10 protein-coding genes are annotated in these 13365 nt (G+C 69.5%); 3 read left to right on the forward strand and 7 right to left on the reverse strand.

What is annotated here, in order from left to right:
- Positions 1-24: 24 nt before the first annotated feature.
- From mexE to P3W75_RS29255, 7 genes are all read right to left on the reverse strand, one after another.
- A complete protein-coding gene (gene mexE / locus P3W75_RS29225) occupies positions 25-1257 on the reverse strand; it encodes a multidrug efflux RND transporter periplasmic adaptor subunit MexE (protein ID WP_276230814.1) in 1233 nt (410 codons plus the stop codon).
- Positions 1258-1641: 384 nt separating this feature from the next.
- Positions 1642-2544, reverse strand: coding sequence for a hydroxymethylglutaryl-CoA lyase (locus tag P3W75_RS29230; protein ID WP_276230815.1), 903 nt, complete (start codon positions 2542-2544; stop codon positions 1642-1644).
- A 229-nt stretch (positions 2545-2773) separates the two neighbouring features.
- Complete coding sequence (locus tag P3W75_RS29235; protein WP_276230816.1) at positions 2774-4723, reverse strand: acetyl/propionyl/methylcrotonyl-CoA carboxylase subunit alpha; 1950 nt, start codon at positions 4721-4723, stop codon at positions 2774-2776.
- Between the two features lie 26 nt (positions 4724-4749).
- Positions 4750-5541 (reverse strand): gamma-carboxygeranoyl-CoA hydratase, encoded by a 792-nt coding sequence (locus P3W75_RS29240; protein WP_276230817.1) that lies wholly within the window; start codon positions 5539-5541, stop codon positions 4750-4752.
- A 10-nt stretch (positions 5542-5551) separates the two neighbouring features.
- Positions 5552-7159 carry a carboxyl transferase domain-containing protein gene (locus P3W75_RS29245; RefSeq protein WP_276230818.1) on the reverse strand — a complete coding sequence of 536 codons (1608 nt, stop codon included), beginning with the start codon at positions 7157-7159 and terminating at the stop codon, positions 5552-5554.
- Positions 7160-7280: 121 nt separating this feature from the next.
- Entirely contained in the window at positions 7281-8444 is a 1164-nt protein-coding gene (locus P3W75_RS29250) for an isovaleryl-CoA dehydrogenase (RefSeq protein ID WP_276230819.1), read from the reverse strand.
- A 40-nt stretch (positions 8445-8484) separates the two neighbouring features.
- Positions 8485-8883 carry a MerR family transcriptional regulator gene (locus P3W75_RS29255; protein WP_276230820.1) on the reverse strand — a complete coding sequence of 133 codons (399 nt, stop codon included), beginning with the start codon at positions 8881-8883 and terminating at the stop codon, positions 8485-8487.
- 211 nt (positions 8884-9094) lie between these two features.
- On the opposite strand from P3W75_RS29255, the gene P3W75_RS29260 reads away from it, so the two are divergent.
- From P3W75_RS29260 to qhpE, 3 genes are all read left to right on the forward strand, one after another.
- Complete coding sequence (locus P3W75_RS29260; protein ID WP_276230823.1) at positions 9095-11002, forward strand: sigma-54-dependent Fis family transcriptional regulator; 1908 nt, start codon at positions 9095-9097, stop codon at positions 11000-11002.
- Positions 11002-12735 (forward strand): ABC transporter ATP-binding protein, encoded by a 1734-nt coding sequence (locus P3W75_RS29265; protein ID WP_276230821.1) that lies wholly within the window; start codon positions 11002-11004, stop codon positions 12733-12735. Before P3W75_RS29260 ends, P3W75_RS29265 begins: the two co-directional genes overlap by 1 nt.
- Positions 12728-13365: subtilisin-like serine protease QhpE (qhpE, locus tag P3W75_RS29270; protein ID WP_276230822.1), on the forward strand; the 638-nt coding region annotated here is incomplete at its 3' end. The genes P3W75_RS29265 and qhpE, both read left to right, overlap by 8 nt.

Genomic DNA, 13365 nt, shown 5'->3' on the forward strand with positions numbered 1-13365 from the left:
GACGGGGGGGCGGTTGCCGTCAGATCAGATGCGGTTGGCCTTGCCGTTCGCCTGTTCGGCGACCTTCTGCGGCTGGCTGGCCTCCAGCGCCTGGCGCTGGCCGGCGAGGGCGGCGAGGGTGTCCGGGCTGGCCATGGGCACGCCCTGGGCGTCCACCTCGGCGCCGGGGCGCACACGCTGCAGGCCGTTGACCACGATGCGGTCGCCCTTGGCCAGGCCGCTGCGGACGATGCGCAGGCCTTCCAGCTTCGGCCCCAGCTCGATGCCGCGGTAGGCCACCTTCTTGTCGGCGCCGACCACCAGCACGAACTTCTTGCCAAGGTCGGTGCCGACCGCTTCGTCCTTGATCAGCGCGGCGGCGTAGGTGCCGGAGCCGACCAGCTTGATGCGCGCGTAGAGGCCGGGGGTGTACAGGCCGTCCTTGTTGTCGAACACCGCGCGGCCACGGATGGTGCCGGTCTTCGGGTTGACCTGGTTGTCGAGGAAGTCCAGGCGGCCCAGGTGCGGGAAGCCGTCCTCGCCGGTCAGGCCGAGGTACACCGGGGTGCTGCCGCGGGCGTCCGGGCCGCCGGCGCGGGCCATGGCCACGTACTTCAGGTAGACGCGCTCGTCGGCGTCGAAGTAGGCGTAGACCTTGTCGGTGGAGACCAGGGTGGTGAGCAGGCTCTGCCCGGAGTTGACCAGGTTGCCGGCGGTCACTTCGGCGCGCGAGACGCGGCCGTCGATGGGCGCGGTGATCTGGGTGAAGGACAGGTTCAGGCGGGCGTTGTCCAGCTCGGCCTGGGTCGCCGCGACCTGGGCGCGCGCCTCGGTGGCGGCGGCGCTGCGGGCGTCGGCCAGTTCGGCGGAGATGGCGTTGGTGGCGCGCAGGCGGTCGCCACGGGCGGCCTCGTTGGCGGTGCGGGTCTGGTTGGCGCGGGTCTGTTGCAGTTGGGCTTCCAGGCGATGCACCTCGGCCTGGAACGGCCGCGGGTCGATCTGGAACAGCAGGTCGCCTTTCTTCACCAGGGCGCCTTCGCGGAAGGTGACCTTGTCGATGTAGCCGGAAACGCGCGGACGCAGCTCGACGGATTCGGGCGCCTCCAGGCGGCCGGTGAACTCGTCCCACTCGTTGACCGGCTGTTCGATAACTTCCGCGACGCTGACCTTGGGCGCCGGCATGTTCTGCGCGGCGTCCTGGGTTTTGCCGCAGGCGCTGAGCACCAGGACGGCGGCCAGTGCCAGGGGGATTCGCAAGGGTTTGAGTGCACGCTCCATGGGGAAGTCTCCGGCCATTTTTAATTCAAAAGATATTTCTAATGAGGCGGAGTCTGCGTTCGGGCCCTCTAAGTCGCTAATCGAACGGGAGAATTTTGATTATCACGGGCAGTGATAAACCCTGTTGCACTATCCGTATCAATCAATGGCCGTATCAATCGATGGGGGAATCTCTGCTACGGCGGGCGCTCGTGGCCACGTAGGGCGCATAACGCCCTAGGCGTTATCCGCCGCCGGACGTCGCGCGCGGATAACCGCGAACGGTTATCCGCCCACGGTACTGTAGGAGCGAGCTTGCTCGCGAACACGCTTCACGCCGGGCGTTCAGGGCCAAGAGCGTTCGCGAGCAAGCTCGCTCCTACGAAGAGCAGTAACGGTGTCGCGTCAGGCGCTGGCCAGGCGCGCGCGGGCCACGCGGGAGCCGTTGGGCTTGTCGAGCACCGCGCAGATGCGCTGGCCGGCGGCGATCAATGCGTCGAGGTCGATGCCGGTGTGGATGCCCAGGCCGTTGAGCAGGTAGAGCACGTCCTCGGTCGCCACGTTGCCGGTGGCGCCCTTGGCGTAGGGGCAGCCGCCGAGGCCGGCGACTGAGCTGTCGAACACCGCGATGCCCTCCAGGAGGCTGGCGTAGATGTTCGCCAGGGCCTGGCCGTAGGTGTCGTGGAAATGCCCGGCCAGGCGCTCGCGGGCCACGCGGCCGGCGACCACCTCGAACATGTGGCGGGTGGCGCCGGCGGTGCCGACGCCGATGGTGTCGCCCAGGGACACTTCGTAGCAGCCCATGGCGTCCAGCTCGGCGGCCACGGCGGCGACCTGCTGCACGTCGACCTCGCCCTGGTACGGGCAGCCGAGCACACAGGACACGTAGCCGCGCACGCGGATGCCGTGCTCGCGGGCGGCGTCCATCACCGGCACGAAGCGCTCCAGGCTGTCCTTGATCGAGCAGTTGATGTTCTTCTGCGAGAAGGCCTCGGAGGCGGCGGCGAACACCGCGACTTCCTTCACCCCGGCTTCCAGTGCCGCCTCGAAGCCCTTGAGGTTGGGCGCCAGGGCGGCGTAGGTGACGCCGGGCTTCTGCCGGATGCCGGCGAAGACCTCGGCGGAGCCGGCCATCTGCGGCACCCACTTGGGCGACACGAAGCTGCCGACCTCGACGTAGGCGAGGCCGGCGGCGCTCAGGTCGTCGACCAGGCGCACCTTGTCGGCGACGCTGATCGGCTGTTTCTCGTTCTGCAGGCCGTCGCGCGGGCCGACTTCGACCAGGCGGACGTGTTGGGGCAGGGGCATGCTGGGTCCTCGTTGTGTTCTGTGGGGGACTGTCCTGCGCAGCGGTGGCGGGCGGAGCGTAGGGCGAATAACCGTTCGCGGTTATTCGCCGCTTCACCGAGCTCATGCCCGGCTTCGTGGTCGAGCCTGGAGCGCTCCGAAACAGGTGCTCCGTGACCCAATCCGCATCGCGCCGGGAGCCAAGGCCAAACGGCGTATAACGCGGAGCGTTATACGCCCTACGCAAGGGTCAGGCTTCTTCCAGCTCGACCAACGCCGTGCCTTCGGAAACCAGCTCGCCTTCGCTGCAATACAGCGATTTCACCACGCCGGCGTGCGGCGCGCGAATGCTGTGTTCCATCTTCATGGCTTCCAGCACCACCAGGGCGGCGCCGGCTTCCACCGCCTGGCCGGGCTCGACCAGGATGCGCACGATGCTGCCGTTCATCGGCGCGCCCAGGCCACCGTGGTGGGCGTGGGCGGCCTCGGCTTCGGCGATGGGGTCGAAGCGGCGCACCGGCACCAGTTCGCCCTGCCATTCCAGGTACAGGCTGTCGCCTTTGCGCAGCGCCTGGTGACGCCGGCGCAGGCCGTCCAGGTCGACGTCCAGCCAGTCGCCGTTCAGGCGCGCGCCGCGCACGCCGTCGGCGTGGCGCAGGCGCACCACCTGGGACTCGCCCTTGGCCAGCAGGTGCAGGTCGGTTTCCCCCGGCAGGCCGCTGCGCCAGCCGTCGCGGGCGCTCCACGGCGAATGGGCGTCGTCGCCGCGCACGCGCTCGGCTTCGCTCTGCGCCCAGGCTTCGCCGGCCAGCTGCCAGAACTGCGGCGGCAGCTCGCTGGCCGCCGGCAGCAGTTGCTCCTGATGGCGGGCGATGAAGCCGGTGTCCAGCTCGGCGGCGGCGAAGGCCGGGTGGGCCAGCACCCGGCGGAGGAACGCCAGGTTGGTCTTGAAGCCGCCCACGGCGGTTTCGCCGAGCATCGCCAGCAGGCGCTGGCGGGCTTCCTCGCGGTTCTCGCCCCAGGCGATCAGCTTGGCCAGCATGGGGTCGTAGAACGGCGAGATGTCGTCGCCCTCGCGGATGCCGCTGTCGACCCGGCGGCCGGGGCCGGCCGGCGGTTCGCGGTACAGGTCGAGGTGGCCGCTGGCCGGCAGGAAGCCGCCCTCGGGGTCCTCGGCGTAGAGCCGCACTTCGATGGCGTGGCCGATCAGCGGCACCTGTTCCTGGGTGATCGGCAGCGGCTCGCCACGGGCCACGCGGATCTGCCAGGCGACCAGGTCGAGGCCGGTGATGGCCTCGGTGACCGGGTGCTCCACCTGCAGGCGGGTGTTCATTTCCATGAAGAAGAACTGCTCGCCGGCTTCGTCATAGAGGAACTCCACGGTGCCGGCGCCGACGTAGCCGATGGCCTGGGCGGCGCGCACGGCGGCCTCGCCCATGCCCCGGCGCAGTTCCACCGAGAGGCCGGGGGCGGGGGCTTCCTCGACCACCTTCTGGTGGCGGCGCTGGATCGAGCAGTCGCGCTCGTTGAGGTACAGGCAGTTACCGTGCTGGTCGGCGAACACCTGGATTTCCACGTGGCGCGGCTTGGTCAGGTATTTCTCCACCAGCATGCGCGAGTCGCCGAAGCCGGACTGCGCTTCACGCTGGGCGGACTCCAGGGCCTCGGCCAGCTCGCTTTCGCGCTCCACCACCTTCATGCCCTTGCCGCCACCGCCGGCGGCGGCCTTGAGCAGCACCGGGTAGCCGATGCGCGCGGCTTCGCGCTGGAAGGTGGCGTAGTCCTGGGCCTCGCCGTGGTAGCCGGGCACCAGGGGGACGCCGGCGTCTTCCATCAGCGCCTTGGCCGCGGACTTGCTGCCCATGGCGTCGATGGCGCTGGCCGGCGGGCCGAGGAACACCAGCCCGGCCTCTTCGCAGGCGCGGGCGAAGCCGGCGTTCTCCGAGAGGAAGCCGTAGCCGGGGTGGATCGCCTGGGCGCCGGCGGCCTTGGCCGCGGCCAGCACGGCGTCGGCGCGCAGGTAGGATTCGGCGGGCTTGGCGCCGCCCAGGTCGACGGCGATATCCGCCTCCTCGACATGCCGGGCGTTTCGGTCGGTGGCGCTGTGCACGGCGACGGTGGTCAGGCCCAGGGCCTTGGCGGTGCGCATCACCCGGCAGGCGATCTCGCCGCGGTTGGCCACCAGTAGGGTCGTGATCATTGTTCTAGCTCCTAAGTGGTGGCGGCTCAGTTCTGCCAGGCCGGCGTGCGCTTTTCGAGGAAGGCGTGCAGCCCTTCCTGGCCCTCGGGGCTGACGCGGATGCGGGCGATGGCGGCCTCGGTGTAGCGACGCAGCTCGGGGCTCAGCTCGCCGCTGCCGATCTCCTGGAACAGCGCCTTGCAGGCCACCAGGGCGGCCGGACTGTTGTTCAGCAGGTTGGCGACCCAGGCCTCGACCCTGGCGTCGAGTTCCTCGGCGGCGTAGCACTCATCCAGCAGGCCCAGCTCGCGGGCGCGCTTGCCGTCGAAGCGTTCGGCGGTGAGGGCGTAGCGGGTCGCCGCGCGCTGGCCGATGGCCTTGCTGACGAAGGGCCCGATGGTCGCGGGGATCAGCCCGATGCGCACTTCCGACAGGCAGAACTGCGCCTGTTCGCTGCCCAGGGCCATGTCGCAGCAGGCCACCAGGCCGACACCGCCGCCAAAGGCCGCGCCCTGGACCACGGCCAGGGTCGGCTTCTTCAGGCGGTGCAGGTTGGTCAGCAGCTCGGCCAGTTGCTGGGCGTCGGCGAGGTTGCCCTGGTAGTCGAGTTTGGCCGCCTCCTGCATCCAGCCCAGGTCGGCGCCGCCGCAGAAGTGCTTGCCGCGGCCGCGCAGGACCAGCAGGCGCACCCCGGCGTCGTCGCTCACCTGGTCCAGCGCCAGGATCAGCTCGGCGATGGTCTGGGCGTTGAAGGCGTTGTTTTTGTCCGGACGGTTCAGCCACAGGGTGGCGACGCCGCGCGGGTCTTTTTCCAGCTGGATGTTCTGAAAGTCGGTCATGGCAGCGGCCTTACATGCGGAAGACGCCGAAGCGGGTCGCTTCGATGGGCGCGTTGAGCGAGGCGGACAGGGCCAGGGCGAGGACCTCGCGGGTCTGCGCCGGGTCGATCACGCCGTCGTCCCACAGCCGCGCGCTGGAGTAGTAGGGGTGCCCCTGGCGTTCGTACTGGGCGAGGATCGGTGCCTTGATCTTGGCCTCTTCCTCGGCGCTCAGCGTGTTGCCGGCGCGTTCGGCCTGTTCGCGCTTGACCTGGGCCAGCACGCCGGCGGCCTGTTCACCACCCATCACGCCGATCCGCGCGTTGGGCCACATCCACAGGAAGCGCGGGTCGTAGGCGCGGCCGCACATGCCATAGTTGCCGGCGCCGAAGCTGCCGCCGATGATCACGGTGAACTTCGGCACCTGGGCGCAGGCCACTGCGGTGACCAGCTTGGCGCCGTGCTTGGCGATGCCGCCGGCCTCGTACTTCTGGCCGACCATGAAGCCGGTGATGTTCTGCAGGAACACCAGCGGGATGCCGCGCTGGCAGGCCAGCTCGATGAAGTGCGCGCCTTTCTGCGCGGCCTCGGCGAAGAGGATGCCGTTGTTGGCGAGGATCGCCACCGGGTAGCCGTGCAGGTGGGCGAAGCCGCACACCAGGGTGGTGCCGAACAGCGCCTTGAACTCGTCGAATTCGCTGCCGTCGACCAGCCGCGCGATGATCTCGCGCACGTCGAACGGCTGCTTGCTGTCCACCGGGATCACCCCGTACAGCTCCTCGGCCGGGTACAGCGGCGCGCGCGGGGCCAGGCTGTTGAGCTTGCCGCGCTTGGTCCAGTTGAGGTTGGCGACGCAACGGCGGGCGATGGCCAGGGCGTGGGCATCGTCCTCGGCGTAGTGGTCGGCCACGCCGGAGGTCTTGCAGTGCACGTCGGCGCCGCCCAGGTCCTCGGCGCTGACCACCTCGCCGGTGGCGGCCTTCACCAGCGGCGGGCCGGCGAGGAAGATGGTGGCCTGCTCGCGGACCATGATGGTCTCGTCGCTCATCGCCGGCACGTAGGCGCCGCCGGCGGTGCACGAGCCCATCACCACGGCGATCTGCGGGATGCCCTGGGCGCTCATGTTGGCCTGGTTGAAGAAGATCCGCCCGAAGTGCTCGCGGTCCGGGAACACCTCGTCCTGGCGCGGCAGGTTGGCGCCGCCGGAGTCCACCAGGTAGATGCACGGCAGGCGGTTCTGCTGGGCGATGGCCTGGGCGCGCAGGTGCTTCTTCACGGTCAGCGGGTAGTAGCTGCCGCCCTTCACCGTGGCGTCGTTGCCGACGATCATGCATTCCACGCCTTCGACGCGGCCGATGCCGGCGACCACGCCGGCGGCGGCGACGTCCTCGCCGTACACCTCGTGGGCGGCCAGGGCGGAGACTTCGAGGAACGGCGAGCCGGCGTCGAGCAGGCGGTTGATGCGCTCGCGCACCAGCAGCTTGCCACGCGCGGTGTGCTTGGCCTGGGCGGCGGCGCCGCCGCCTTCATGGACGCGGCCGAGCAGGGCGCGCAGGTCCTGGACGCCCTCCAGCATGGTCGCGGCGTTGGCCGCGTATTCCGGGGAGCGGGTGTTGAGTTGGGTGCCGAGGATGGTCATGGCGTCTCCACGAGCTTGTCGGGTGCCTTGTAGGAGCGGAGCTTCTCCGCGAGGTTCTTGTCCCGGCGTTGCCGGGATTTCGCGGACAGGGTCCGCTCCTACAAATGCGCGGCGGTTGGGTTCAGCGGGTTTCGTTGAACAGCTCGCGGCCGATCAGCATGCGGCGGATCTCGCTGGTGCCGGCGCCGATCTCGTAGAGCTTGGCGTCGCGCAGCAGGCGGCCGGCCGGGTACTCGTTGGTGTAGCCGTTGCCGCCGAGCAGTTGGATGGTGTCCAGGGCCATCTTGGTGGCCATCTCGGCGGTGTAGAGGATCACCGCGGCGGCGTCCTTGCGCGACTCCTCGCCGCGGTCGCAGGCCTTGGCCACGTTGTACAGGTAGGACTTGGAGGCGTTCATGCCGGCGTACATGTCGGCCAGCTTGCCCTGCACCAGCTGGAATTCGCCGATCGACTGCTTGAACTGCTGGCGCTCGTGCACGTAGGGCAGCACCACGTCCATGCAGGCGGTCATGATCCCGGTCGGGCCGCCGGAGAGCACGGTGCGTTCGTAGTCCAGGCCGCTCATCAGCACGGCCACGCCACGGCCTTCGGCGCCGAGGATGTTTTCCTCCGGCACTTCGACGTCCTCGAACACCAGTTCGCAGGTGTTGGAACCGCGCATGCCCAGCTTGTCCAGCTTCTGGTGGCGGGAGAAGCCCTTGAAGTCGCGCTCGACGATGAACGCGGTCATCCCGCGCGAGCCGGCGTTGACGTCGGTCTTGGCGTAGATCACGTAGGTGTTGGCGTCCGGGCCGTTGGTGATCCACATCTTGTTGCCGTTGAGCACATAGCGGTCGCCCTTCTTCTCGGCGCGCAGCTTCATCGACACGACGTCGGAACCGGCGTTGGGCTCGCTCATCGCCAGCGCGCCGACGTGTTCGCCGGAGCACAGCTTGGGCAGGTACTTCTGCTTCTGCTCGTGGGTGCCGTTCTTGCGGATCTGGTTGAGGCACAGGTTCGAGTGGGCACCGTAGGACAGGCCGACCGAGGCGGACGCGCGGCTGATCTCCTCCATCGCCACCACGTGGGCCAGGTAGCCCATGTTGGTGCCGCCGTACTCCTCTTCCACGGTCATGCCCAGCAGGCCCATGTCGCCGAACTTGCGCCACATGTCCATGGGGAACTCGTTGTCGCGGTCGATCTGCGCCGCACGCGGGGCCAGCTCGGCCTGGGCGAACTGATGGACGGAATCCCGCAGCATGTCGATGGTTTCGCCGAGGCCGAAGTTGAGGGACGGGTAGCTCATGGTTGCACCTATTTCTTGTACTTGGATGAGGGGAGGGCGCTCACACGGTGGCGCGTTGCTTCTTCTCGGTGTCGGCGAGGGCCGCCAGGCAGCGTTCCTCGGCCGTGTCCAGTTCCAGCTTCATCTGCTCGATGTCGAGCATCTGCTGTTCCAGCTGCGCGCGACGCGCGGCGATCTTGCCCATGAAGGTCTCGAGCTGCTTGCGGTTGTCGCTGCTGGGGTCGTAGAGGTCGATCAGCTCCTTGCACTCGGCCAGCGAGAAACCGATGCGCTTGCCGCGCAGGATCAGCTTCAGCGCCACCAGGTCCTTGGGGCTGTAGATGCGCTCCTGGCCGCGACGCTCGGGGCTGAGCATGCCCTGCTCCTCGTAGAAGCGGATGGCGCGGGTGGTGACGTCCAGTTCGCGGGCCAGTTCGGAAATGCTGTAGGTGGTTGCCATCGGGCTTGCTCGTTCGTTTACCTTTACGTTAACGTAAACCTGCGTCGAGGGACTGTCAATCACTTCGCCGCCAACCGGCTGGCCCGCTAATTGCGTGCGTTGCCGGCCAACCGAGCGTCCTCTTTACTGAAGGGGAGGACGGGTGTAGACAGTCCCTGACCAGCCTGAGCGTCCCGCGTGGCGATGCACCGCGCGGGCAAGCGGAGCCGAGATCGACATGACAAGAACAATAAGCAGCGACCTGCTGCGCGAGGCCCACCGGGCCCGCGAACGCCTGCAACGCGAGGGCCAGCTGCCCAGCGGTGTGCTGCGCGAGGAAATCGACGCCTCCTGGCGACGCAGCCTGGGCCACGGCCTGGACTGCGGCAGCGGCAACGACCAGGACCTGGAGAACCGCGCCGGCATCGAACTGCTGCTGGGCAACAACCGCCTGCTGCTCGACGCCGCCACCCCCGAACTGGATTACCTGCGCCAGCGCCAGGGCCACGACGCCCTGGTGATCCTGGCCAACGCCGACGCCACCATCGTCTCGGTGGACGGCGCCCACGAACGCCTGCGCCGCATCGGCCTGGAAGACATCAGCCTGGGCGCCTGCTGGAGCGAGGCGGCGCGCGGCACCAACGCCCTGGGCACCGCCCTGGTCGAAGGCCGCGCCACCCAGATCGACTGCGGCGAACACTACCTGGAACGCCTCAGCCGCTTCTCCTGCACCTCGGTGCCGATCAGTTGCCCGCAGGGCAAGCTGCTCGGGGTGCTCGACCTGACCCGCGAAGGCCCGCTGGCCGGCCCGGTGGAAAGCCTGACCCTGCTCAGCCGCGCGGCGCTGCAGATCGAGGCGCGGCTGTTCGCCGCCAGCCATCCGGGGCAGGTAGTGCTGTCCTTCCACAGCCGCCGCCAGTACCTCGATTCACCCTGGCAGGGCCTGCTGGCGCTGAGCCTCGAAGGGCGCATCCTGGCCCTCAGCACGCCGGCCTGCCAACTGCTCGGCGCGCCGCGCGAAGCCCTGCTCGGGCGGCGTTGCGAAGAACTCCTGGGGGCCCGTGGCGAACAGCTGCTGGCGCGCCTGCAACCCGACGCCAGCGGCAGCCTGCAGACGGCCAAGGGCGAGTTCCACTACAAGGTGCTGCAGGCGCCGTTGCGCAACGCCGCCGTGTCGGTGCCGGCGCGCCAGCCGCAGCGCGCGGCCCAGGCCACGCCGAACCTCGAAGCGCTGGCCGGCGGCAACCCGCGCTACGCCCGCGCCCTGCGCATGGCCCGGCAGGGCCTGGCCAACGAACTGCCGGTGCTGCTGCTGGGCGAAACCGGCAGCGGCAAGGAAGTGCTGGCGCGGACCCTGCACCAGAGCGGTGCGCGGGCCGGCAAGCCCTTCGTCGCGGTGAACTGCGCGGCCATTCCCGAAGGCCTGATCGAGTCCGAGCTGTTCGGCTACCGCGAGGGCGCCTTCACCGGCTCGCGGCGCGGCGGCATGGTCGGGCGCCTGCAACAGGCCCACGGCGGCACGCTGTTCCTCGACGAGATCGGCGACATGCCGCTGGCCCTGCAAGCGCGCCTGCTGCGTGTGCTGCAGGAGCGCAAGGTGGCGCCGCTGGGCGCCGGCGAGGAACAGGACATCGACGTGGCGCTGATCTGCGCCACCCACCGCGACCTCAAGCGCCAGGTCGAGGAAAAGCACTTCCGCGAAGACCTCTACTACCGCGTCAACGGCATCAGCGTGCGCCTGCCGGCGCTGCGCGAGCGCGACGACCTCGGCGAACTGGCCCAGGGCCTGCTGGCCAAGCTCGGCGCGCCCGAAGTGCGCCTGGACGCCGAGCTGTTCGGGCTGCTCGCCGACTATCACTGGCCGGGCAACATCCGCCAACTGGAGATGGTGCTGCGCACCGCCCTGGCGATGCGCGAGGACGGCGAGCGCACGCTGGGCCTCGACCATCTGCCGGACAGCACCCTGGAGGAACTCGCCGCCGGCGAGCGGCAGCCCACCGGGCGCATCCGCGAGACCGAGATGGAGCTGATCCGCCAGGCGCTGGACCGCCACCAGGGCAACGTCTCGGCGGCCGCCGGCGCGCTGGGCATCAGCCGCGCCACCCTGTACCGCAAACTCAAGCAACTGAAGGGCGGCTGATGTTCTTCACCCGCCTGATCGACAGCGACGACCCCAAGGCCCTGAAGAACGCGCTGCACTGGCTGTACGGCTTCGTCCGCCCGCAGCGCCTGGCCATTTTCGGCCTGCTCGGGCTGGCGCTGTGCGCCTCGCTGCTGGCCCTGGCGCAACCCTGGCTGACCAAGCTGCTGATCGACGACGGCCTGCTGGCGCGCAACTTCCCGACCCTGGCGCTGCTGGCCGGGGCGATGATCGTGGTCGGGCTGCTCGGCACGGTGCTTTCCGGGGTCAACCGCTACCTGCACACGCGGCTTTCCGGGCGCATCCTGTTCGCCCTGCGCGACGCGCTGTACCGCCACCTGCAGACGCTTTCGCCGACCTTCTTCGCCCGCCGGCGCATCGGCGACCTGATGTCGCGGCTGGACGGCGACGTCGCCGAGATCCAGCGCTTCGCGGTGGACTCGCTGTTCTCGGCGGTGTCCAGCGTGATCGGCCTGGTCGGCTCGCTGGCGCTGCTGCTGACTCTGAGCTGGAAGCTGTCGCTGCTGGTGGCCGTGCTGATCCCGCTGGACGTGCTCTGGCTGCGCTGGATGCGCAAGAAGGTCGAGCGCGAGGCGCGCCAGCTGCGCGAGCGCTCGGCCGACCTGTCGTCGTTCTTCGTCGAGACCCTGCCGGCGATGAAGTTCATCCAGTCCGCCGGCCAGCAGGGCCGCGAGGCCGGGCGCCTGGAAGGCCTGGGGCAGGGCTACCTGGGCCAGCTGCTGCGCCTGCAACTCACCGAATTCTTCACCCAGGCGCTGCCGGGGACGCTGATGTCGCTGTCGCGCGCCTGCGCCTTCCTGGTCGGCGGCTACTGGGTGGTGCAGGGCACCTGGCAGCTGGGCTCGCTGATCGCTTTCTCCACCTACCTGGGCATGGCCATCGGCCCGGTGCAGAGCCTGCTCGGCCTGTACGTGGCGCTGCAACGCATGACCGTCAGCCTGGGCCGGGTGATGGAGCTGCGCGGCGAGGCGCCGGGCGTCGCCAGCCCGGCCAATCCCAGGCCGATGCCGACGTGCGGCGAGCTGCGCCTGGAAAACCTCGGCTTCAGCCACGCCGGGCGCGGCCAGCCGGTGCTGCAAGACCTCAACGCGTGCATCCCGGTGGGCCGCAAGGTGGCCCTGAGCGGGCCGTCGGGGGTCGGCAAATCGACGCTGATCGACCTACTGCAACGCTTCTACGACCCGGAGCAGGGGCGCATCCTGCTCGACGGCGTGGACCTGCGCGAGCTGGACCTGTTCGAGCTGCGCCGACGCATCGCCGTGGTCAGCCAGGAACTGGTGCTGTTCCGTGGCAGCCTGGCCGACAACCTGTCCTACAGCGCGCCCCACGTCAGCCGCGCGGAGATCGAGCGGGTCGCCGCCCTGGCCCAGCTCGACAGCCTGATCGCCAGCCTCCCCGAGGGCCTCGACAGCCCCCTGGGCGAACGCGGCCAGCAGCTTTCCGGCGGGCAGAAGCAGCGCATCGCCATCGCCCGCGCGCTGCTCCAGGACCCGCTGATCCTGATCCTCGACGAAGCCACCTCGCAGGTGGACGAAAGCACCGAGCGCGAAGTGATCGCCGCCATCGACCGGCTGTTCGCCGGGCGCACGCGCATCCTCGTCAGCCACCGCCCCTCGACCCTGGCCGAGGCCGACCTGCGCCTGGAGCTGCAGGACGGCCGCCTGAGCGTGCGCGAGGTGCCGCGGGTGGTCGTGGGAGGGCAGGGTGGCTGAGGTATTGGTGGGCGTGGTCGACAGTGGCCATGCCGAGAACCAGGCCGGCGCGGTGCTGGTGGGCCGGCGATTCTTCCTGACCGACGAAGGCGTGGACGGTGGTGACCTGCTGGACGACGCCCTTGGTCATGGTTCGGCTGTGCTGCAAGCCATCCTCTCCCGTGCCCCGCAAGCGCGCTTCCAGGTGGCCCAGGTGTTCGACGGGCGCGGCGTGACCAGCCCATTGCAGATCGCCGCCGCGTTGCGCTGGCTGGGCGAGCGGGGTGTGCGCCTGGTCAACCTGAGCCTGGGCGTGCGCCAGGACCGGCCGATCCTCCGCGAGGCCATCGCCGAGCTGGTGGCGGCCGGCGTGCTGGTCTGTGCGTCCAGCCCCGCGCGCGGCGAACCGGTGTTTCCGGCGGCCTATCCCGGCGTGCTGCGGGTGACCGGCGATGCGCGTTGTGGCGAGGGCGAGTGGTCGTGGTTGAACAGCCCGCAGGCGGACTTCGGCGCGGCCGTGCGGGTGGCCGGGCAGGCCGGCGCCAGCCTGGGTTGCGCGGCGTTCTGTGGGCACCTGGCAGGTTTGCTGGGGGAGCGGCCGGGGGTGTCGAATGCGGAGTTGCTGGAATTGATGCGGGAGGGGGCTTTGTA

The organism is Pseudomonas citronellolis (assembly GCF_029335315.1).
Taxonomy (GTDB): Bacteria; Pseudomonadota; Gammaproteobacteria; order Pseudomonadales; family Pseudomonadaceae; genus Pseudomonas; species Pseudomonas citronellolis_A.